Annotated in this window: 19 protein-coding genes and 1 other RNA gene; 2 read left to right on the forward strand and 18 right to left on the reverse strand. The window is 66.1% G+C overall.

Annotated features, from left to right (window positions below; all coding sequences use genetic code 11):
• Positions 1–170: 170 nt before the first annotated feature.
• On the forward strand, positions 171–617 hold the full coding sequence (gene tnpA / locus KA419_19735) for an IS200/IS605 family transposase (protein ID MBP7868168.1): 447 nt from the start codon (positions 171–173) through the stop codon (positions 615–617).
• Positions 618–1,343: 726 nt separating this feature from the next.
• Positions 1,344–1,790, forward strand: coding sequence for an IS200/IS605 family transposase (gene tnpA, locus KA419_19740; protein ID MBP7868169.1), 447 nt, complete (start codon positions 1,344–1,346; stop codon positions 1,788–1,790).
• A 351-nt stretch (positions 1,791–2,141) separates the two neighbouring features.
• On the opposite strand, the gene KA419_19745 is transcribed toward tnpA (KA419_19740), so the two are convergent.
• The 18 genes from KA419_19745 to KA419_19830 form a co-directional block, all read right to left on the reverse strand.
• Entirely contained in the window at positions 2,142–2,987 is an 846-nt protein-coding gene (locus KA419_19745) for a hypothetical protein (GenBank protein ID MBP7868170.1), read from the reverse strand.
• A gap of 160 nt (positions 2,988–3,147) precedes the next feature.
• Positions 3,148–3,747 (reverse strand): recombination protein RecR, encoded by a 600-nt coding sequence (gene recR, locus KA419_19750; protein ID MBP7868171.1) that lies wholly within the window; start codon positions 3,745–3,747, stop codon positions 3,148–3,150.
• Positions 3,744–4,034, reverse strand: a complete 291-nt coding sequence (locus KA419_19755; protein ID MBP7868172.1) for a YbaB/EbfC family nucleoid-associated protein — start codon at positions 4,032–4,034, stop codon at positions 3,744–3,746. Before KA419_19755 ends, recR begins: the two co-directional genes overlap by 4 nt.
• 5 nt (positions 4,035–4,039) lie before the next feature.
• On the reverse strand, positions 4,040–5,680 hold the full coding sequence (dnaX, locus tag KA419_19760; protein MBP7868173.1) for a DNA polymerase III subunit gamma/tau: 1,641 nt from the start codon (positions 5,678–5,680) through the stop codon (positions 4,040–4,042).
• Positions 5,681–5,700: 20 nt separating this feature from the next.
• Positions 5,701–5,798: signal recognition particle sRNA small type (gene ffs / locus KA419_19765), an RNA gene on the reverse strand.
• A 75-nt stretch (positions 5,799–5,873) separates the two neighbouring features.
• Positions 5,874–7,370 (reverse strand): O-antigen ligase family protein, encoded by a 1,497-nt coding sequence (locus KA419_19770; protein MBP7868174.1) that lies wholly within the window; start codon positions 7,368–7,370, stop codon positions 5,874–5,876.
• Entirely contained in the window at positions 7,367–8,632 is a 1,266-nt protein-coding gene (locus KA419_19775; protein MBP7868175.1) for a hypothetical protein, read from the reverse strand. The genes KA419_19770 and KA419_19775 overlap by 4 nt, the downstream gene beginning before the upstream one ends.
• Positions 8,629–9,399, reverse strand: a complete 771-nt coding sequence (locus tag KA419_19780) for a hypothetical protein (protein MBP7868176.1) — start codon at positions 9,397–9,399, stop codon at positions 8,629–8,631. Before KA419_19780 ends, KA419_19775 begins: the two co-directional genes overlap by 4 nt.
• A gap of 1 nt (position 9,400) precedes the next feature.
• On the reverse strand, positions 9,401–10,693 hold the full coding sequence (locus KA419_19785) for a formylglycine-generating enzyme family protein (GenBank protein MBP7868177.1): 1,293 nt from the start codon (positions 10,691–10,693) through the stop codon (positions 9,401–9,403).
• Positions 10,690–11,598, reverse strand: a complete 909-nt coding sequence (locus KA419_19790) for a hypothetical protein (GenBank protein ID MBP7868178.1) — start codon at positions 11,596–11,598, stop codon at positions 10,690–10,692. Before KA419_19790 ends, KA419_19785 begins: the two co-directional genes overlap by 4 nt.
• Before the next feature lie 12 nt (positions 11,599–11,610).
• Complete coding sequence (locus tag KA419_19795) at positions 11,611–12,888, reverse strand: FecR domain-containing protein (GenBank protein ID MBP7868179.1); 1,278 nt, start codon at positions 12,886–12,888, stop codon at positions 11,611–11,613.
• A gap of 1 nt (position 12,889) precedes the next feature.
• Positions 12,890–15,232 carry a polysaccharide biosynthesis tyrosine autokinase gene (locus KA419_19800; GenBank protein MBP7868180.1) on the reverse strand — a complete coding sequence of 781 codons (2,343 nt, stop codon included), beginning with the start codon at positions 15,230–15,232 and terminating at the stop codon, positions 12,890–12,892.
• Positions 15,233–15,245: 13 nt separating this feature from the next.
• The gene (locus KA419_19805; GenBank protein MBP7868181.1) at positions 15,246–16,229 is read right to left on the reverse strand and encodes a polysaccharide biosynthesis/export family protein; all 984 of its coding nucleotides are present in this window, start codon (positions 16,227–16,229) and stop codon (positions 15,246–15,248) included.
• A gap of 91 nt (positions 16,230–16,320) precedes the next feature.
• The gene (locus tag KA419_19810; protein ID MBP7868182.1) at positions 16,321–17,208 is read right to left on the reverse strand and encodes a UTP--glucose-1-phosphate uridylyltransferase; all 888 of its coding nucleotides are present in this window, start codon (positions 17,206–17,208) and stop codon (positions 16,321–16,323) included.
• Between the two features lie 29 nt (positions 17,209–17,237).
• The gene (gene glmS, locus KA419_19815) at positions 17,238–19,064 is read right to left on the reverse strand and encodes a glutamine--fructose-6-phosphate transaminase (isomerizing) (protein ID MBP7868183.1); all 1,827 of its coding nucleotides are present in this window, start codon (positions 19,062–19,064) and stop codon (positions 17,238–17,240) included.
• A 156-nt stretch (positions 19,065–19,220) separates the two neighbouring features.
• Positions 19,221–19,958 (reverse strand): lytic transglycosylase domain-containing protein, encoded by a 738-nt coding sequence (locus KA419_19820; protein MBP7868184.1) that lies wholly within the window; start codon positions 19,956–19,958, stop codon positions 19,221–19,223.
• Complete coding sequence (locus KA419_19825; GenBank protein MBP7868185.1) at positions 19,958–21,070, reverse strand: hypothetical protein; 1,113 nt, start codon at positions 21,068–21,070, stop codon at positions 19,958–19,960. The genes KA419_19820 and KA419_19825 overlap by 1 nt, the downstream gene beginning before the upstream one ends.
• Positions 21,067–21,442 (reverse strand): DUF4115 domain-containing protein (locus KA419_19830; protein ID MBP7868186.1); only part of this gene is annotated, 376 nt, incomplete at its 5' end. The genes KA419_19830 and KA419_19825, both read right to left, overlap by 4 nt.

Consider the following 21,442-nt stretch of genomic DNA (forward strand, 5'->3'; position numbering starts at 1 on the left):
TCCCGGTGAGACGAGTTCCCTTCTCGCTCCTGCGAAATCCTCTCTCTCTGCCCGGCCGATTGAAAACCAGTCGCTGGCCTCACCCAAAACCGCTGTTTTTGGCCTCATCCCTGACCGGCGCGAACATTCTATTCATATTCGACCCTTTCGGGGTCGGGCGGGAGGCCGACATGTCCACTTACACCCAGATTTACTACCACCTCGTCTTTTCAACCAAAGGCCGTGAACCGGTCCTTCTCAAGGAGAGAAGAGAAGCGTTGTACCGCTTCATCTGGGGTATCGTCAAGAACCTCCATGGCCATCTGTACCGAGTGGGCGGAACGGAAGACCACCTCCACATTTTCAGCGATCTTCACCCCTCCGTTCGCCTTGCCGATTACGTGAAGACCATCAAGCTGGGGTCCGCTGACTGGATCCGGAAGGAGAGGGTCTTTCCCCGCTTCGGTCACTGGCAGGAAGGTTACGGCGCCTTCACCCTGGGCCCGGATGGAAAGGACGCGCTCATCGAGTACATCAAGGACCAGGAGGCGCATCACCGGATCCATTCCTTCCTGGACGAGTACCGGAAGTTCCTGACCGTGGCGGGAGTGGAATTCGAGGAGAGCTATCTCCAGTGACGGTCAGGCGCCGTCAACGATCCGCAAGACTGATGGATGGGGAGCGCGGGCGTCCCGTACACAATCAATTCTGGATGTGAAAGGTTTGGCGGGCTGGGTACCCACGCTCACGGTATTTGCGACCTTTTCAAAATTTTCCGGGTCCCCGCGGTTGACGGCACTGCGGGAGGGCTTCGACCCGTCTCACAAAGTCACCGCTTCGCCCCCGAAGGGGTCGAACGTGAATAGAACGAGATGAGAATCGTTCCCCCCGACCCCGAAGGGGTCGAATGTGAATAGAATGAGGTGAGAATCGTATCCCCCGACCCCGAAGGGGTCGAATGTGAATAGACGAGGTGAGAACCGATCACCCCGACCCCGGAGGGGTCGAACGTGCGGAGATGTGATTCACGTTCGACCCCTTCGGGGTCGGGTGGGGGATGGGGGCGCGCATTCTATTCACGTTCGACCCCTTCGGGGTCGGGTGATGGGGTGGCGCGTTCATTCTATTCACATTCGACCCCTTCGGGGTCGGGGGGGGATGGGGGCATTCATTCTATTCACGTTCGACCCCTTCGGGGTCGGGCGGGGGTGGGGCGCTTATTCTATTCACGTTCGACCCCTTCGGGGTCGGGCGGGGGTGGGGCGCTCATTCTATTCATATTCGACCCCTTCGGGGTCGGGGGTAGGGATGGCGCGTTTATTCTATTCATATTCGACCCCTTCGGGGTCGGGCGGGAGGCCGACATGTCCACTTACACCCAGATTTACTACCACCTCGTCTTTTCAACCAAAGGCCGTGAACCGGTCCTTCTCAAGGAGAGAAGAGAGGCGTTGTACCGCTTCATCTGGGGTATCGTCAAGAACCTCCATGGCCATCTGTACCGAGTGGGCGGAACGGAAGACCACCTCCACATTTTCAGCGATCTTCACCCCTCCGTCCGCCTCGCCGATTACGTGAAGACCATCAAGCTGGGTTCCGCTGACTGGATCCGGAAGGAGAGGGTCTTTCCCCGCTTCGGTCACTGGCAGGAAGGTTACGGCGCCTTCACCCTGGGTCCGGATGGAAAGGACGCGCTCATCGAGTACATCAAGGACCAGGAGGCGCATCACCGGACCCATTCCTTCCTGGACGAGTACCGGAAGTTCCTGACCGTGGCGGGAGTGGAATTCGAGGAGAGCTATCTCCAGTGACGGTCAGGCGCCGTCAACGATCCGCAAGACTGATGGATGGGGAGCGCGGGCGTCCCGTACACAATCAATTCTGGATGTGAAAGGTTTGGCGGGCTGGGTACCCACGCTCACGGTATTTGCGACCTTTTCAAAATTTTCCGGGTCCCCGCGGTTGACGGCACGGCTGCGGGAGGGCTTCGACCCGTCTCACTTCGACCCCTTCGGGGTCGGGCGGGGGTGGGGCGCTCATTCTATTCACGTTCGACCCCTTCGGGGTCGGGTGGTGGTGGGGCGCTTATTCTATTCACGTTCGACCCCTCCGGGGTCGGGTGATGGGGTGGCGCGGGTTCATTCTGCCGTATCCTCAATATCCTAATTTTTCCGGGATTCGGTTTCGTCGCGGTCGAGGCCGGTCTCGTAGCGCTTCTTCTTCTTACGGTCCTTCACCGGGCCAGGCTGGGGGGCCTGGAACTCGGCGTCGGGGAGGGGGTGGCTGAAGGAGACCCCGGAAAAATCCACCTGCCGGGTCATGACGCCGTTGGTGAAGAACTCGATTCGCAGCGGCATCATGACCCCCTGGTACCGGAACCAGCGGAAAAAGTGGTCGGCGTGCTTCTCGGTCCGCCCCGAGGACGTTTTCTCGATGTACTCGACGCGTTCGGGCAGGGCCTTCCCCTCGGCGTAGATCACGGTGACGGCGTAGTTCTCCGCGTCGACGAACTCGAGGCCCTCCTCGGGCCGGACGGAATCGAAGCTCTCCGGGCCCAGGTGGAAGACCTTCATGCCGGGCTCCTTCCACCGCTCCCGGAAAAGGTTGATGAAGCTCCGCTTCTCCGCGAGGCGGAAGCGGCGGACGTCCTCCTCGGTTTTGTCCTTCACTTTGCCGTACTCGTAGGCCCACCCCTTGCCCAGGTCCAGGTTGTAGATCTCCACGACGGCGCCGTCGGGTTCCTCCAGGGCCGTCCGCTCCTTGCCGGGCCAGCGGTAGTCGTACCAGAACTTCGTCCAGCTCTGGTTGTCGCCCTTGATGACGTAGATCCGGCCTTCGCCGTGGTAACCGGCCCAGGAGCGGAAGGCCTCCCCGCCCAGGGCCTCGACGGTCCGGTTCAGAAGGTCGAGGGCCTTGGGGTCCATGCCGGGCCCGTCGGCCGGCGCCCAGGCGGACAGGGCGGCGAAGAGCAGCCCGGAAAAGGCAAGGTGACGGATGGCGTGTTTCATGGGGATCCTCCTCCTGGTCAGCGCGCCGGGGTACGCGCGCCGAGCCGAGGCGCGCACCAGCATCGGGTCGCTCTCCTCCGTTTGTCCTTACCGCACCCCTGCCGCCGGGCTCGGCTCGCCCGGCGTACGGTTGGGCCGGGCTCGGCTCGCCCGGCGTACTTCAGAGCCGGGTCCGGCCCTCCATGGCCCGGGCGATGGTGACGTCGTCGGCGAACTCGAGTTCCGACCCCACGGGCAGGCCCAGGGCGATCCGGGAGACCAGGGTGCCCAGGGGCCTGACCAGCCGGGCCAGGTAAAGGGCGGTGGCTTCCCCCTCCACGTCGGGGTTGGTGGCGACGATGAGCTCGGTGACCTCGTGGCGGCGGATCCGGTCGGGGAGGTTCCCCAGCCTCAGCTGGTCGGGCCCGATGCCGTCGATGGGGGACAGCACGCCGTGAAGGACATGGTAGGTGCCCGTGTACCGCCCGCTCTTCTCGATGGCGGCGATGTCGAAGGGTTTCTCCACCACGCAGACCAACCGGTGGTCCCGCGCGGGGTCGGCGCAGATCTCGCAGACCTCCCGGTCCGTGTAGCTGTGACACTCGGCGCAGAGGCGGACTTTTTCCCGAACGTCGGTGATGGACTCCTGGAGGGCCCCGATGTAGGCCCCGTCGGCTTTCAGGAGGTGAAAGGCGATTCGCTGGGCCGACTTCGCCCCGATGCCGGGCAGCCGGCGAAGGGCCTCCATCAGTTTCTCGAGGGGGTCGGTGAAGCGGCTCATTCCAGTTTGAGATTGGACAGCATGGACCCCATCCGGGAGACCATGATCTCCTCGAGTTTTCGGGAGGCGTTGTTGAACGCGGCGAGGATGAGGTCCTGGAGAAAATCGAGGTCATTGTCCTTCAGGGCGTCAGGGTCGATTTTCAGGGTGACGGCCTCTCGCCGGCCGTTGAGGCGGACGCGGACGAGGCCCCCGCCGCTTTCCCCCTCCACCTCGACCCGGTCCATGGCGGCGGCCATCTGGCCCTTCATCTGCTGCGCCTGTTCCATCAGGTCCTTGAAATCCACGGGGGTCACTCCTTGGGCTGGAACTGCCACCGGCCGGGGATCCGGTCGATGATCAACCGGCCGATGGGGTCGTCCTGGAACTGTTTCTCGATGGTCCTCTGTGCGGGGGCGCTCTCCTCGGGCGGGCGGGGCGGCGCCGGGGGGGGCGCCGGGGCCGGTTTCGGGGCGGCGGTTTCCCGGTTGCGGAGCACCACGTCGGGCGTCGTGCCGAACAGGCCGCGGAAGACTTCCTTCAGGGCGGACTGGGTGCTTTCCAAGCGGAAGAGCCCTTCCTGGGCGGGACCGCCCGTGTTCACGATCTCGAGGGTCGTCTCCGCCAGGCGCCACTCCGCCTTCCGCAGGATGGGCCTGAGCTGGGGAAAGCGGTTCGCGGCTTCCTGCAGGAACCACTCCACCCGGTCTCGTTCCGCCGGGGGCCCCGGGGGGGCGGCGGGGCGGGGCTTCGGTGCGGAATCCGTTGCCGGGGCCGCCCGGCCCGCTTCCGGCGCCGGCCGGGGTGCAGCCTCCGCCCCGGCGGCGAGCATGGCCAGGACGTCTTCCAGGGGAGCCAGGCGGCCGAGGCTGGCGAGCTTGAGCAGGGCCATCTCGGTGTGGAAACGCACGAAGGGGGCCCATTTGAGCTCGTTTTCAGCCCGGACGAGAAAATCGTACATCCGGAGCAGTTCCTCGACGGTGACCCTCCCGGCCAGGTCGCGGAGCTGTTCCCGGTCCTCGTCGCTGAGGAGAAGGAACTGGTCCTCGTCCTCCGATATCCGGTAGACGGCCATGTTGCGGACGTACTCGATGCACGCCCGGATGAAGCTCTGGAGGTCGTGCCCCTTGTCGTAGAGATCGTTGACCACCCGGATGATCTCCGGGAAATCCGCCTCCACCACGGCTCGCATCAGGGTGTTGAGGGACTCCTGCTTGACCACGCCCAGCAGGGCCGCGATGTCTTCGTCGGAAATGTCGCCCCCGCCGTAGGAGATGATCTTCTGGAGGGCGGACTCGGCGTCCCGCATGCTTCCCCCGCTGGCCTTCACCACGTACTGGAGCGCCTGGTCGGACACATCGACCCCCTCGGCGGCCACCACCTTCCGGAGCCGTTCGTGGATGTCGACGAAGGGGATGATCCGGAAGTCGAACTGCTGGCACCGGGAGACGATGGTCTGGGGGATCTTGTAGAGCTCGGTGGTGGCCAGGATGAAGATCACGTGGCCGGGGGGTTCCTCGAGGGTCTTCAGCAGCGCGTTGAAGGCCTCCGAGGTGAGCATGTGGACTTCGTCGATGATGAAGATCTTGTAGCGGTCCCGGGAGGGCGTGTACCGCACGTTCTCCCGGAGTTCGCGGATCTCGCCGATCCCGCGGTTCGAGGCGGCGTCGATCTCGAGGACGTCCACCGAATTCCCCTGGGTGATCTCCTGGCAGGAGACGCAGGCGTCGCAGGGGTGCGCGGTCGGGGCGGCCTCGTGCATGCAGTTGAGGCCCTTGGCGAGGATTCGGGCGGTGGAGGTCTTGCCGACCCCGCGGGTCCCCGTGAAGAGGTAGGCGTGGGAGATGCGTCCCTGCCGGATGGCGTTCTGAAGGGTCCGGGTCAGCCCCTGCTGGCCGACGACGTCTTCGAACTGCTTCGGCCGCCACTTCCTCGCGATGACCAGGTATCCCACGTTCCCGCCCCTGACTCGAATAAAAGGCTCTGGATACGTCACACCCGGGGGGTTTCTTACTGCTGCTTCCTTTCGGATCTGACAGGGTTCGAAATACCGAGTTGACGCCCAGAGCCAGATTTTTTCCCGCGCTCCAGTACCGACGTTTCCTTATACCAGCATGCCGGGACAAAAGCAACCGCTAATCTTCCGATCAGTCGTCGTGGATGAAATCGTCCTCGTCGTAGTCCTCCTCGGGGCCGAGGTCTTCCGTCTCGGCTTCCTCGTCTTCCGCCGGGGGGGCCAGGGCCTCCTCGCGGCGGTGCACCACGGCGACGGAGGCCAGGACGGCCAGGAGGAGGGAGAAAACGGCCATGTTCGCCGGGATCTGGAGGTTGAAGTCGGTGACGCTGTGCAGAAGAATGGCGAACACGGCCCCGCAGGCCCCGAGGGACACCCCGGAGAGCCGGGGGTTCGAGGTGCGGAAGAAGATGCGTACCCCTCTCACCAGCAGGAAGACCACGCAAACGATGAGGAAGAGGCCGCCGGGGGCCCCCAGTTCGGCCACGTACTCCAGGTAGTCGTTGTGGGCGTGGGTGAAGACGCGCTCCCCGGGGACGGACTCGTACCGGTTGAAGGCGTAGTAGAACGTCCCGAGGCCCGTGCCGGTCACGGGGTAGTCCCGGACCAGTTCGAGGGTGTCCTGCCAGGCCTGGAAGCGGGAATCCGCGTTCAGGACGTCCCGGGTCGCGAGTTGGCCGAAGCGCCGAAGGACCTCGTCCACCCCGATCCAGGCCGAGTAGCCCAGCACGAGGAAGGCGAAAGAGAGAACGAAGGCGTTCACCTTTCCCCGCCGGTGCTTGTTGAAGACCAGGACGGCCAGGAAAACGACGGTGGCCGTCAGGCAGAAGATCCCGGACCGGCTGAGGGAGAAGACGACCCCCAATCCCATGATGGCGGCCAGGAAGATGAGCAGGAGGAAGAGGGGGGTCCGGTGGTGGAAGAAAGCCTCGGAGATCCGCGTGGTGACGTAGGGGATCTCGGGCAGGATCCGGGTGGCGAAGTAAGTGTAGGCCAGGCCGAGGAGCACCGGGATGCACATCTCCAGCAGGCCGGAGAAGTGGTCGCGGTTCACGTAGGTGCCGCTCGCGCACTGGATCGCACGGTCGGTCCCGTCGGGGAGAAACTGGGGGAAGACGCCGAAGTACTGCAGGAGCCCGAAGGACGCCTGGAAGAGCCCGATGACGGCAAGCAGGCCCAGGAAGCGCGACCGGGACCCGGCATCGGCGAAGAGGGCCCGCCCGATCAGGAAGAGGATCAGGACGGCGACGAAGACCCGGAGCTGGATCCAGGTGGCGAAGGGGCACACGCTGGCCATGCCGCGGAACAGCGAGTCGGGGAGGAGCCCCTCGCGGAGCAGGGGCGTGACGAAGGCGTCGTGGACCGGCGAGACCAGCCGGAGAAACCACGCGGGGAGGGGGATCAACTGGGCGACCGGGATCGCGGCCAGGATGCCGACGGCCAGGCAGGCCTTCGGGGAGGGGCGCTCCAGGGACTGGTCGGCGTGGAAGGGGAAGAGGTAGAGCACGAAGAGGAAGTAGGACGCGGTGACGAAGACCCCGGAGGCCCACTCGGGCGAGGCGCCGAAGGCCGTCGTGGCGAACAGCACGGTGAGGGCGAGGCCGGCTTCGAGGATCGCGCGTCGGATCACTGTCTTTCCTCCGTTGTCAGCCGGGCGTCGTCCAGCCAGATCCGCCCCCGGAAGTTGGGGTCGAGCTTGACGGAGCGGTCGCGCTGGAGGGTGACCTCCAGCAGCCCGCCCGCCGAGGGCACCTCCACGGGCAGGCTGAGGATCTCCCAGTCGAGGTCCTCCGAGAACTTCTTCGAGCGCCCGACCTCCCGGGAGGTCCCGTCGGGGGACGTGTGCCGGAAGAGGAAGTAGACCCCCTGGTCCGAAGTGATTCCCTCGATCCGGAGCGCGACGTGGAAATAGTACTTCCCGGGGGCGGGAACGAGGACCGCCTTGCTGACCAGGGACCCGGCGACGTTCTCCGTGCCGTCGAAGGTCATCAGGAGGGCGTAGGAGCCCCGGTAGCAGTTCTGGAAGTCGGGGTCCACGGTCCGGTGCGCCGAGGTCTGGAAGCGCCAGTCGAACCCGTTGTTGAGGAGGGGCAGCTCGACGCCCCCGTTGTAGACGACCTCGCCTTCAGGCAGGAGGTTCGGGAAAAGGAGCCGGGCATTGCGGACCCAGACCTCCCAGGACTCCCCGAATCGTCCCTGTTTCCAGAGGAGGCGGATGTAGCCCGAGAGCACCCCTGCCGGGACCTCCTCGTCCAGTTTGGAGAGCTTTTCCCACGCGATGCGGGCCGCGGCGGGGTCCTCGTAGCCGACGGCCCACCCCAGCGCCGTGGACAGGAGGACGGGGCGGTTCGGGATGATGTCGGCCACGGCCCGGCCGCGGTCGCCGAGCATCCGGCTGGCGATCTCCAGGATGGGGACCGCCAGTGAGGGGTCCCCCTCCAGGGCCTTCCGGAAACACCGGGCGGACTCCTCCGCCCGGCCGCACTTGAGAAAGAAATTCCCCGCGCGCCAGTAGAGGTCCGAGTAGGACCGGTTCAGGAGGAGGGCGGTGTGAACGCACCGGATGGCTTTCTCGCGCTCGCCCAGGAACTCCAGGGCCTGGGCCAGTTCCATCCAGTACTTGAAGTAGTAGGGGTTGTAGTGCACTGCCTTCATGAGGCAGCTCCGGGCGTTCTCCATGGACTCGTGCGTGGGGTCGTAGGCGTAGACGCACCCCAGCAGGTACCAGCCGTGCGGGTTGTAGCGGTCCTTCGCGACGATTTCCTTGAGCCGGTCGAGGGACAGGGGCTTCGTCAGGTCCGCGAAGTCCCGGATTTCCCCGATCTGGCGGATGCCGAGAAAGAGGAAGAGGGTGGCCGCCAGCAGCCGTACGGTGATTTCCAGGCGCTTCATGGTGCCCCCGTGCGGATGCCCGCGAGGATAGTGTCGACGCGGTCGAGGTCCTCCGCCTCGACGGGCTCCCGGCCGTTGAGGATCATCCAGGGGTTGATGATGAAAAGAAGATCGAAATAGTGCTCTCCCAGGGATTTCTCGACCCAGGTTGCGGCTTCCTGGTAGTGGGCGAAGTCGCCCGACTGGTGGGCGTCGCTGCCGACCAGGTGGGCGAGGCGGCCCTCCAGGAGTTTTCGCGCGGTTTTCCGGGGACCGGACCCGTAGCGGCCCGTCAGGCTCTTGGCGTTGACCTGCAGCGCGCACCCGAGTTCCCGCAGGCGGTCCAGGAGGCCGAAATTCGAGGCGAAGTCGTGGTGGCGCTCGGGGTGGGCGATGACCGGGCGGAGCCCCCGGTCCCGCAGCCGGAAGACGATGGGCTCCAGGTAGCGGCCGGGAAGGGTGCTCCCCAGTTCCAGCAGGAGGTGGTTCCGGCCGTTGAAGGGGATGAGGGTGTCCGCCGCCCGCTCGACGGCGTCCACGAAGTCCGGGCCGAAGTAGTGCTCGGCGCCGAGGTGGATCGTGAGGGGGGCCTCGGCCCTCAGTTCCTCGAACCGGCGCACGATCTCCCCGGGAGACTGGACGGGGAAGTTCGGGTGAAAGTGGTGAGGGGTGCAGGCCAGGGCCTCGACGCCTGCCCGTCGCGCTTCCTCCAGCATCCGGAGGGAGTGGTCGAAGTCCGTCGCACCGTCGTCGATTTCGCAGAGAACGTGGTTGTGGAGGTCGATCATGTCAGTCCGCCAGGAGGACGCCCTGCCGGAGCAGTCCGTCGAGTTCGGAGACCGAGATGGCGCAGCGGAACCCGAGGTCCTCCCCGGCATAGGTCTCGGCCTGCCGTGCCCGGAACACCAGGCGGCAGTAGAGATGGTTCACGTTGAAAGCCCCGCCCCGGATCACCCGGTTGTGGATCCCGTACGCGTCCTGCTGAAGGTGCCGGTTCTCGGGATAGGGCAGGTAGTGGGACGAGGTCCACTCGCTGACGTTCCCCGCCAGGTCCTCGATGCCGTAGACGGACCGGTCCCCGGGGAGCGATCCGGGGGGCAGCGGTGCGAGCTTTTCCAACTCCCGGGAGTTCATCATGCGTTCACGGAAGTCGTTGCCCCAGGGGAAAAGGAAAGCCTGGGGCCCGCGGCCGGCGGTTTCCCACTCCTCCTCCGTCGGGAGCCTCCGGTGTGACCAGCGGGCGAAGGCCTCCGCATCGTCCCAGCTCACGTTGACGACCGGCAGGTCCCCGGTTCCGGGGGGCGGGTCGTTCCCCTTCCAGTCGGGTGGGGCGGAGTGCCCCGTCTCCCGGAGAAAACGGGCGTAGCGCGCGCGGGACACCTCGTGGCGGTCCACGTAGTACGGTTCGAGGAAGACGGTGTGCTGAGGCCCCTCGTTGTAGAAGAGGCTCTCGGACTCCGTGAGGCCGATGGCGGACGGCCCGCCGGGGACCAGGACCATGCTCTCGAGGAGTTCGCTGCGGCGCAGGACGCCCGGCGAAGCGGCCGCGGGAGCGGGAGGGTCGACGCTGCCGGTCGCCCCCGCCCCGGGGGGGCCGGAAAGGACCGGGGCCGGTGACGGGAAGGGCCTCAACAGGTCCGGGAACACCCGGCAGAGGGGCTCGAACGCGCCCCGGGCGGGGGGGCCGTCGATGGGGGGCGGGAAGGGCGCGGCCGGTGCCGGTGGCCCCGGGAGGGGCCCGGCCTCGGGTCGGGGGAGAAAACGGACGCCGTAGGAGGGGTGGATGTTGCCCTTGCGCTCGGTGATTCGGACCACCACGTGCGTCCGGTCGAGGAGGTCGAGGACGACAAACCGGGCCGGGACCACTTCGCGGGCTGCCCCGTTCACGGTGACGGCGTAGTAAAACTCCCCCTGGCGGCCCTTGAGATCCTCGGGTTGAGAAACCTCCAGCACCGCCGTGGAAAAGCGGGGGCTGACCTCGACGATCCTCGCCGGCGGGGAGGTCCGGTCGGTTGGCGCGTCCCCCGCGGCCGCGGCGGCCCCGCTCAGCCACACCAGGATGATCCAGGGACAGACTCTCACGAATCGTCCCTGATCTTGAAGTCCTGGATGTCCAGGATGAACGGCGGGTCGGTGGTGGCCTTGGGGCGCCGGATCCCCAGGGTCGCCTGGGTTTCCCGGAGGTGGAGGTCCTCGAGGAAGTCGGGTTTCGGCCCCTTGCCGAGGGGGACGGAAAAGGCCGGGTCGGCTTCTTCCACCGAAACCGCGGCCACGAGGGCGTCGTCGGCTTCCGCCGGGGCCGTGGACGTCGCCTCGGGCCGGTCGCCGACGGTGTCGGCGGCCGGCAGGGTGCGGTGCACCCGTCGCCACCCCCACACCCCGATAAACGCCATGACCAGGACGGAAAGGGCGAGGGTGGTGGGGAAGGAACTCTCGGGCGCGTCCTCGAGGCTTTCCGCGACGCCTCTCCCCGCGGGGCCCTTCGCCGGTTTACCCGGGGCGGCCGGGGAGGCGGGCAGGCGTGTTCCCGGGGTTACGGTCACCACCAGGGCGGGAGTGCGGGGGGCTGCCGGCTGTGGGGATTCGACCGGCGGACCCGGGGGGCGGACGGCCGCAGGGGCCGACGCGGGGGCAGGGGGAGGCGGCGGCGCGGGGGCCGGCCGCTCCGGGGTGACCGGGCCGGTCTTCCCCGGGGTGAGGTAGAGGGTTTTCCCCTTCTCGATGAGGAAGGTGCGCTCCAGGAGGACGTCGCCGTTATGCTCGACACGGAAGGTGGGGCTGCCCTCGGGGATGAACAGGGAGAAGGCGGAACCCTCCTCGCGGAGGGTCCCCAGCACCAGCCCGTCACAGGAGATCACGCTTCCGGGCGGGAAGCCGCTGAAGAAGACGTTGCGCCTCGACGCCCCCTCCGCCGGGACCAGAAGGAGCCCGACCACCAGGAGGGGCGCGATCCGGTCCAGCGGTTTCCGTGCGTGATGGAGGCGCATGGAGGATTGGGCTTACTTGCTCGGGCTCTCGGGTTCCTCGTCCCTCGTCACGTACCAGAGCCCGATGGTGGTCACCACCCCGGCGGCCACGGGGGCGATGTAGAGCCCCTTGAAGAAGAAGACCGGGACGATGTCCAGTTCGTCCACCGCCAGCCCGTGGTCCTTGCCGGTGTTGTTGCTGTCCACCCAGCGGATCCAGATCTCGTCGCCCGCAGGGATCTTGACCTTGATCATCTTCGACCGGAAGATCTCGCGGTTGGCCATGGCGTTCCCGTCCAGGGGGCCCGCCTTGTCGGTGTGGACGGGGCTGGTGAAATCCAGGGCGTCGAAGTCGGTCCAGTCCCCGGCGCGGATGTCCGGCTTCGTCCCGCCCGGGACCACCCGGTACTGGAAGTCGATCTTCTGGGGGTTGGGGTTGCCGCCGTTGCGCCACTGCTCGCCGACGTAACCGATCTTGATGCCCTTCATGTCCTTGCCCGTGGAGTTGAGGAAGCGGGCGCCGTGGTAGATGGGCGGGCCGGAACAGACCGACCCGATGGCGCGGTCGTGGCTGTCCTTGGAGCCGTAACTGTAGAGGGAACTGTCGGCGCTGCTCCCGTCGTCGGCGATGTAGGTGGTGGACCCGAACATCGAATAGAAGCCGTTGATGGTGAAGCCCTGCATCCAGGGGTTGGCCTTGCCCGTCTTGGAGAGCAGGTCGAAGTCCTCGGTGAAGTCCTTGCCGGAGGTGAGGTCGATGAGCCCCCGCCCGCTGGGCGAACCGGCGCCGCTGCTGGCGGTGGGGTCCGTCATGTTGGCGCCGTAGCCGGGCTTGACGGTGGCGGTCTCGTCGGTCATCTCGTTGGTGACGGACAGCGACCCCTGGTAGGCTTGCACCACCACGGCGCCGGGCGCGACCTCCACCAGGCCGTAGAAGCGGTCCGCGGTCTCCAGGAGCCGGACGGTCCCCCGCGGGGTCCGGATGCTGGACTGGCTCCCCTTGGGGAAGTAGAAGGCCGCTTTCCCGGACTGGACGTTCAGCTGGACGGAATTCCCCGTCTTGAGGACCTGGACGGACGCCTCGGGGAAGAGTTCCATTTTCCCCTTGTCGGCCAGTTGGATGTAAGAGGACTGGCTGCCGCCCTTGAGCAGGTCTCCGGAGAAGATCATGGCGCCGCGCGGCATGAGGGTCTTCCCCACCATGGCGCCGCCGCCCCCGATGATCTCTCCCGCCGGCAGGGTCTCGCCGGCGGCGAGGGCGGGCAGGGCCGCCAGGATCAAGAGCCCGGAGATGATTGCAACACTTCTCATGTCAAACCTCCTGGGACTGTTTTTTTCTTTTCGTGGTCTTCTTCTTGCCACTGGTACCGTAACTATAATAGTAACTGTAATAGTATTTCGAGTAGTAGTAGTAGTCCGCGCTCATGAGGTCGGCGGCGTTGACCAGGACCCCGAGCAGGGGGGCGTTCACCATCCGGAGGCTCCGCTGGGCCTCGACGAGGACCGGCTTCGGGGTGTCGGCGCTGCGGATGACCAGGATGACGCCGTCGGTGAGCCGGGACAGGATCCGCGAGTCGGTGACCGAGAGCATGGGGGGGGTGTCGATGACGATGTGCTCGAAGTACTCGTCGAGCAACTCCATGCAGTGGTTCATCCGGCTGGAGGTGAGGAGTTCGGACGGGTTCGGCGGCACCGGGCCCGCGGGGATGATGAAGAGGTTGTCGATGTGCGTCTGCTGGATGAGGGGGGCGAGGTCGGAGGTCCCGGCCAGGTAGTTGGAGATGCCGGTGGTGTTGTCGGCGTTGAAAATCTTGTGAATTCGGGGTTTGCGCATATCGAGGTCCACCACGACCACCCGCTTCCCGGCTTGGGCGAAGGAGATGCCCGTGTTGATGGAGGCGGTGGTCTTCCCCTCGCTGGGCCGTGCGGAGGTGAACATGAAGGACTTCGGTGGGGCGTCGGAGTGGGACAGCAGGATGGACGTCCGCAGGGTCCGGTAGGCCTCGGAGATGGGGGAGGTGGGGTCGTCGTGGGTGATGGTCTCGAGGCGCTTTCCGTTGCGGGAGGCCCCGAGCGTGGCCAGGGAGGTCGACGCCGGGCGGGCGTGGGAGTGGTAACGGTGCTGCACGGAGCCCAGGGCGGGGATGAGCCCCAGGGAAGGCAGGGCGGTGAGGTGCTCGACGTCCTCCGGCGTCTTGACGGTGTTGTCGAGGTACTCCACGAAGAAGGCCAGGCCGATCCCCAGCAGGAGCCCCACCAGCATCCCCAGCATCAGGTTGGTCGTCTTCCGGGGGCGGTCGGGGGACTTGGGCACCTCGGCGATCTCGACGGTCCGGATGTTGGACGACTTCAGGCTCGCCGCCACCAGGGCCTCCTGCCGGCGCGTGGCCATGAGGTTGTACATCTCCCGGTACTTGTCCACCTCGGCCTTGAGGATGTTGTAGGGGATGTAGTTCTCCTTGACGGTGCTCACGCTGGTCTTCTGGCGCTCGAAGGTCCCCAGCAGGAGCTGCTCGCGGGCGATCGCGGTGCGGTACGCCGTCTCCGCCGCCACGAGGGCCCGGTGCTTCTCGGCTTCCAGCTGGGTCTCGGTGTTGTCGATCTGTTTCTTCAGTTCCTGGACGCCCGGGTACTCGGCCTTGAACTTGGCGCTGAGCTTGGCGTGTTCCTGGTGGAGCATGGAGAGGCGCTTCTCGAGGTCGTCGATGAGCGAGTTGCGGAGAAGGACCGGGAAATTGTCCTTCGCGTTGAGGGTGCGGACCGTGTTCCACACCGACTCGGCGCGCATCCGCTCGGCCTGGGCGTCGGTCAGGGCCTTGCTGTAGTCCATCAGCTGGGAGGACGCCACGTCCTCCTGGTTTTCCCCCATGGTGTTGATGTTGTACTGGCGGGCGTACTCGACCAGCTTCTCCTCGGCGCGCTCCAGGTTCCCCTTGAGTTGGGTCAGCTGCTTGTCGAGGAACTCGGTGGCCTGCTGGGCGGACTGGACGCGAAAGTCGACGTCCTGCCGGACGTACTCGACGATGAGGGTGTTGATGACCTTCGCCGCCAGTTCGGGGTCGGGGGAGTTGTAGTTGATCCTCACCAGCTGGGTATCGCGGACGGGCTCGATTTCCAGGCCGCCCAGAAAGGCCCCGACGACGGGGGAGTAGGCTTGGGAGCCCGGGTTGCCGGCCGGGGGCGCCGGCGCGGGGGGCGGCGTGCCGGGCGTCGACGCCCGGGCGGGAGTCGGCCGGGCGAACTGGGGGTGCTTCTCCAGGTTGAGGGTCCGCACGACCCGGTCCGCCAGGGAACGGCTCTGGAGGATCTTGTACTGGGTCTGCATGAACTCGTCCAGGCCCATGTAGTAGTCGGTCCGCTCCATGGAGTCCCGGGTCGGCATCACGTTGAACTGCCCGGCGTCGATCTGGATGGTGCCCGTGGCCTTGTAGATGGGGATCATGCGCAGGTTCGCGATGTAGACCGTGACGGCCGTGATGGCGAAACACAACAGAATCAACCACTTGCGCTTTCGGATGATCTTCCAGTACTCGAGGAGGTGAACGGCGTCCGAACGGAGGGGGACGGAGAACTGGCCCCCGCCGGGCTGGTGCAGCACCGGCAGGGTTTGCCCCGCGGAATCGGGGGCCAGGACCGGGAGGTTCTTGTTGTCCAATGTCGTGTACCTTCTACTTCAAAAAGAACAGCATGCTGGTCAGGATGCCCGCGGAGCCGTTCACGATGCTCTGCCCGATGCTCTTGGTCCGGGAGTTGGGAACGAAGATCAGGTCGTTCTCCAGGATGACGCGGTCCGCGCTCCGGCCTTCCAGGATCTTGCCGAGGTCCATGGCGATGATCTCCCTCGACCCGTCCTCCCGGGTCCGGACGAGCTTGGCGTCGCTGATCTTCGCGGTCTTGCTGTAGCCGCCGGCGGTGGTCAGCGCCTCCGTCAGGCAGGTGCCCTTCTCGGGGGAGAGGGGGTAGGCGCCCGGCTTCCCCACCTCGCCCAGGACGTAGTAGTAGCGCTCCACCTTCTTGTTGACGTGGATGATGTCCCCCGCCAGGATGGGCACGTTGAGGGAGAGGTCCCCCGCTTCCAGGAGCTGCTTGAGGTCGATGTCGCGCCGCTCGGTCCGGCCCTGCGCGTCGGTGCGGGAGATGGTGCAGGTCTCGCCGGCGCCGCCCGTGAACCCCCCCCCGAGGGTGAGCAGGTCCACCAGGAACATGGCGCGGGTCATCTGGTAGGTCCCCGGCTTGGTGACCTCGCCGAGAAGGTAGACCGGCTGCGAGCGGTACTCCTTGACGGTGACCGACACGTGGGGGTCGTTCAGGAGGGACTGGGCCAGGAGCGACTCCAGTTTCTGCTGGAGTTCGTAGACCGTCAGGCCCGCCACCTTGACGCCGGAGAGGTAGGCCAGGAAGATCTGGCCGTCCTGGGAGATCTGGACTTCCTTGTTGATCTCGGGCATCTCCACCACTTCGATCTTCAGGAGGTCCCCCACGCCGAGCAGGTAATCGGCCTGGGCGCGGCTCCGGAACTGGAGGATCTGGAGTTGCTGGTTGCGCTGCTCGAGTTCCTTGTCCTGGGCGGGAGGCGGCAAGGGAAGGTCCTGTGCCGCCAGGAAGGAGAGACCCAGGAGGATCGCCGCGGAGAAATTTGCCAATTTTGTCATAAACGCAATTCGACCCCAACCAAGATCGACGGGCATTTTAATTATAATGATGACTGTTACAGCAGTCAATGAAATTAAAACGCCGAATCGCTCAATTCGCATTATTGATGCGGGCCGCCAGGGAAAGGATGCACTCGGAGAGGTCCCCGCGCAGATCGTCCCGCGTGAGGGCGTAATCGAGGAGGGCCCGGAGGTAGCCCGAGGGCTTGCCCACGTCGAGGTAGCGCCCCCGGTACTCGCAGCAGGCGACCAGCCCCCGTTCGGCCAGGTGGTTGATGGGCTCGGTCTGGTAGAACTCGCCGGGGCGGGGCCGGTCCGCCAGTTCCCGGATGACGGGGAAGAGGTCCGGCGTGTAGAGGTAGCGCCCGAGCGAGACCAGGTCGCTGGGCTCCTGCCCGCGCGGGGGCTTCTCGACCATCCGGCGGACGAAGGTCAGCGGACCGCGGGGCTCGGGGTCCACGATGCCGTAACGCGAGATGTCCTCGCCGGGGAAACGCTTCACGCTGAGGACCGAACAGCCGGCCGGCGCGGACGGGGAAACCGACGCCCGCCAGGTCCGGATCAGTTCGGCGCTGCAGCGGGGCGTGTCGGGGAGGATGTCGTCGGGGTAAGCCACCACGAAGGGGGAGTTGCCGACGAAAGGCTCGCAGAGCGCCAGGGCGTGGGCCGTGCCCCGCATCTCGGCCTGGCGCACGAAAAAGACCTCGAGGCCGGGCGGGGCCACCGCCGCGAGCTTCCGGGCGTCGCCTTCCTCCCGGAAGACGCCCTCCAGCTCCACTTCCCGGTCGAAATAGTCCTCCAGGCTCTTTTTCCGCCGGCTGGTGATGACCAGGATCTGGCGGATCCCGGACGCCACGAATTCGTCCACGATGAACTGGATGGTGGGGACGTCCACCAGCGGCAGCATCTCCTTCGGGATGGTCTTGGTGACGGGGAGGAACCGCGTCCCGTAGCCGGCGGCCAGGATGACGCCCTTGATGGTCGGCTGGTTCATGTCGCTTCTCCGGTTCATTCGACGGTGACGCTCTTGGCGAGGTTCCGGGGCTTGTCGATCTCGCAGCCCCGGTAGAGCGCGCAGTAGTAGGCCAGCAGCTGGAGCGGGACCGAGCACAGGACCGGGTTGAAGATCTCCAGCGTCTCCGGGACCGTCATCACGTGGTCGGCGATGGCGGGCACGCGGTCGTCCCCTTTCGTGCAGACGGCGATGATGCACCCCTTCCGGGCCTCGATCTCCTTGATGTTGCTCAGCATTTTGTCGTAGATGCTGTCCCGGGGGACGAGGGTCACGACGGGGAAGCCCGCCGAGATGAGGGCGATCGGTCCGTGCTTCATCTCGCCGGCAGCGTATCCCTCGGCGTGGATGTAGCTGACTTCCTTGAGCTTGAGCGCACCCTCCAGGGCGGTGGGGTAGTTGAACATCCGGCCGAGGAAGAGGAAGGACGGGTGGCGGTAGGTCTTTTTCGCGATCCTGCGCACCTTCTCGCTCTCGGCGAGGATCTCCTGGATCTGGTCCGGGAGTCGCTGCAGGGCGTTGATGATCTGGGCCCCGTCGTTCATGGAGAGCTTCTTGAACCGACCCATCAGCAAGGCCAGCAGGGTGAGGGTCACCACCTGCGAGGTGAAGATCTTGGTGGACGCCACGCCGATCTCGGGCCCCGCGTGGTTGTAGATCCCCGCCTCGGTCTCCCGCGCGATGGTGGACCCGACCACGTTCACGAGCCCCAGCACCAGGGCGCCCTTCCGCTTGGCCTCGCGGATGGCGGCGATGGTGTCCGCCGTCTCCCCGGACTGGCTCACCGCCAGCACCACGGTGTCCTCCCCGAACTGGATGGAGCGGTAGCGGAACTCGCTGGCGATCTCCACCTCCACGTCCAGGTCGGTGAAGCGCTCGAAGATGTACCGGGCCAGGATGCCGGCGTGGTAGGAGGTCCCGCAGGAGACGATGATCAGCCTTTTCATGCGTTTGAGGCGGGGCAGGACGGGTTCGAGCCCGCCCAGCTTGCTGACGCCCTCGTCCGGGAGCAGCCGGCCCCGGATGGCGTTCCGGACGGTCTCCGGCTGCTCGAAGATCTCCTTGAGCATGTAGTGGGGGAAGCCGTTCTTGTCAGTTTCCTCGAGCTGCCACTCCACGGTCTCCGGGAGCCGGTGAACTTCCTCGTGGGCGAAGGACAGGACGCGGAACTGGTTCTCGTGCAGGACGGCCAGTTCGTTGTCGTTGAGGTAGATGACCTGGTCCGTGTGCCGCAGGAGGGCCGAGACGTCGCTCGCGCCGATCATTTCGCCCTTTCCGAGACCGATGACGAGGGGGGAGCCCCTCCGGGCCAGGATGATGCGGTCGGGCTCGTCCACGTGGAGCACGGCGATCCCGAAGGTCCCCCGGACCCGGTTCAGGGAGCGGGTGACGGCCGCGAGGATGTCCCCCTGGTAGTTCTCCTCGATCAGGTGGGCGAGGACCTCCGTGTCCGTCTCCGAGGCGAAGCGGTGGCCGAGCCCGGTCAACTCGCGCTTGAGGGAGGAGAAGTTCTCGATGATGCCGTTGTGGATCACGAAGATCTTCCGGCCGCAGTCGAAGTGGGGGTGGGCGTTCTCCTCGGTGGGGGCGCCGTGGGTGGCCCACCGGGTGTGGCCGATGCCCACGGAGCCGTGGATCCGGTCCCCGTCGAGCCGGGCCTGGAGGCCGGCGATCCGCCCGGGGGTCTTCTTCCAGTACAACCCGTCCTTCCCCATGACGGCGATGCCGCAGGAGTCGTACCCCCGGTACTCCAGCCGGCGCAGCCCCTCCATCAGGACGGGTACCGCGTCACGCTTTCCGATGTAGGCGATGATTCCGCACATGGGGACTCCTGGGTCCGAAGGTGTCCGGGCCCCCCTGAGCCCGCGAAAAAAGCGAAGGAAAAAAACCTGAAATACTGTAAAACAATCGCGTTATGTTTTCGTGCCGTGCGCCGGCCCCCGCGGGCGACGTATTGCGGAGTCGTCGGCCTCGACGGGTCACCGGTGCGGGGTGGCGGTGTCGGGGGGGTCGACGTTGGTCAGGGTCACCACCCCGTTGGCGTCCCGGAAGGTGAAGCAGGGGAGCGGCGGGGGCGGGCCCGCGGCGACCGCCGCCTCGGCGATCTTCGTCCGGGAACTCCCGTAGATGTCCTGGATCTGCGCCACGTAATTGATGGTTTCCCGGATATAGGGCACTTTCATCGTCTTCTTCACGAGGTTCTCGCCCGCGTTGTACGAGGAGAGGACGAGGGCGAGGTCCCCGTCGAACATGTCGATCAGGTAGCGCAGGTACGCCACCCCGCCCCGGATGTTCTGTTCCGGGTCGTAGGCGTTGACCACGCCGAAGCGGCGGGCGGTCCCCGGCATCAGCTGCATCAACCCCATGGCGCCTTTCGGCGAGGTGGCGTAGGGGCTGAACCGGGACTCCACGTAGATGACGGCCTTCACCAGGTTGACGTCCACACCGTAGTCCTGGCAGGCCTTCGCGATGAGGTCGTCGTAGAGGTTGTGCTTGTTGTTGTCGTACTGGATGATCTCCCCCGTGTTGGGGAGGGTGTTGTTGCCCCGGACCTCGACGTCCTGGACCGCTTTCCCGGCACCCGGCTGGATGTTGGTGAAGACGATGACGCCATTGCTGTCCTGGTAGGTGAAGTACTTCTCCGCCTGGGCCGCCGCCGGGAACCCGAACAGGGTGACGGCGGCAAGGATCAGGGATTGGAAGAGACGGGGTTTCATCAGTGACCTCCGGAGGGTGCGCCCCCGGCGGCTTCGAGACGCTTCGTGGCCAGCCGTTTCGCCTGTTGCCGCACGCAGTCGGGGACGCTCTTGTCCTTCTCGAGCATCTTGAGGTCCAGGGTCGTCAGGCGCGGGAGCAGCCCCATGGAAATGTTGACGGGCGCACGGGGGTTTTTCACGAGGTTCTTGGCGATCTTGATGTTCTTCGTCCACTCCCGGTTGTTGCCGATCATCCGGAGGACCTCTTCGTTCACGTTGCGGAGCTGGCTGAAGAGCTCGATCTCCGTTTCGGTGATCTTGGGGCTCGCCATCACGGTGGTGGCCACGAGGCGGTTCGAGTCTCGAACCAGGAGGCACCGGACCTCCCGGTTGCCGATCAGGGCAGCCTTGATCTTGCTGCTGACGGGCATCTTCGAGATCCGCTGGAGCAGCGTCAGCTTCTCCTGGTCCTCCCCCGCCACTTCTTCGATGTAGGCGACTTCCTCCGGGGAGGGCTCGGAGTCCTTCTCTTCCTCCTCCGCTTCCGGGGGGGCCGCCTCGAGGGCGGGGGCCTCCGGCGGCGGCGGGAGGGTCCCGGGTTCCGGGAGCGGGGCCGCGGGGGCCTTCATCGCGGCCGTCGGGGCGGCGCCGAAGAAGTCCTTCTCGATTTCGTCCAGCCGCTTGAGGCTGCCGGGGGAGAGGTTCGGGTTCTCCCGCAGCCGGTAGAGGATCTCGGGGCACTCGATGAGCCGGACCTGGTTGGTGATGATGAGGTCGGCGAGGGACGCGGAGACGACGGGGGCGATCATGGCGTACGTCTCGTTCTCGGTGGCCGTGTTGAGGATGATCTTCTCCAGCACGGGCGCACGGTCCCGGAAGAACGTCGCGCAGAACTTCAGGACGGTCGCCGGAAGCTCCTTGTTCTCGAGGATTACGACGAGGTCCTCGGTGGCGTAGTCGCGGAGGCCCTCGTTGGCCGCCTGTCGGACCGAATCGTCCCGGTCGCCCGCGAGGATGACCTGGGACTCCAGCAGCACCTCCGGGGGGAGGGGCAGGGCCCCCCGGGCGGCGGCCGTCTTGATCATCTTCGGGGCCGTTCCGGCGCGAATGGCTTCCAGCAGGGGATTCATCATGGGGTGGTCTCTCCTCCCGCGAAGTACTGGTCCAGGGCGGAGGGCACCAGGGGAAGGTGCTTCACCTCGCCCTTGAGGCCGAGTTGCCGGGTTTCCCGCCCGTTCAGCCAGGCCTTCACCCCCCCGGCGTTCCCCAGGACCAGCTTGACCTCGCCGTCGAAGACCCGGGCGAAGCGGTCGCCGGGCTGGAGAGTGACCTCGATTTTTTCGTTCTTGCCGTCCTGGACCCACTGGCACGACATCCAGCAGCTCTCGTCGGCCAGGATGACGAGCTCGGTCTGGGTGGGCGAGAGATTGGGTTTCGGCTCCGGGCGGGCCGGGTCGCCGGGGGCGGCGGCCGGGGCGGGCGCGGGGGGAGGGACCGGCGAGGGG

This window comes from Acidobacteriota bacterium (assembly GCA_018001935.1).
Classification (GTDB): domain Bacteria; phylum Acidobacteriota; class JAAYUB01; order JAAYUB01; family JAAYUB01; genus JAGNHB01.

Coding starts and splice junctions, on each gene's coding strand:
- KA419_19825 (MBP7868185.1), bottom strand. CDS start 21,070: ATGATGAATCCCCTGCTGGAAGCCATTCGCGCCGGAACGGCCCCGAAG.
- KA419_19775 (MBP7868175.1), bottom strand. CDS start 8,632: ATGAAGCGCCTGGAAATCACCGTACGGCTGCTGGCGGCCACCCTCTTC.
- recR (MBP7868171.1), bottom strand. CDS start 3,747: ATGAGCCGCTTCACCGACCCCCTCGAGAAACTGATGGAGGCCCTTCGC.
- KA419_19745 (MBP7868170.1), bottom strand. CDS start 2,987: ATGAAACACGCCATCCGTCACCTTGCCTTTTCCGGGCTGCTCTTCGCC.
- KA419_19790 (MBP7868178.1), bottom strand. CDS start 11,598: ATGCGCCTCCATCACGCACGGAAACCGCTGGACCGGATCGCGCCCCTC.
- KA419_19805 (MBP7868181.1), bottom strand. CDS start 16,229: ATGACAAAATTGGCAAATTTCTCCGCGGCGATCCTCCTGGGTCTCTCC.
- KA419_19795 (MBP7868179.1), bottom strand. CDS start 12,888: ATGAGAAGTGTTGCAATCATCTCCGGGCTCTTGATCCTGGCGGCCCTG.
- KA419_19780 (MBP7868176.1), bottom strand. CDS start 9,399: ATGATCGACCTCCACAACCACGTTCTCTGCGAAATCGACGACGGTGCG.
- tnpA (MBP7868168.1), top strand. CDS start 171: ATGTCCACTTACACCCAGATTTACTACCACCTCGTCTTTTCAACCAAA.
- glmS (MBP7868183.1), bottom strand. CDS start 19,064: ATGTGCGGAATCATCGCCTACATCGGAAAGCGTGACGCGGTACCCGTC.
- tnpA (MBP7868169.1), top strand. CDS start 1,344: ATGTCCACTTACACCCAGATTTACTACCACCTCGTCTTTTCAACCAAA.
- KA419_19820 (MBP7868184.1), bottom strand. CDS start 19,958: ATGAAACCCCGTCTCTTCCAATCCCTGATCCTTGCCGCCGTCACCCTG.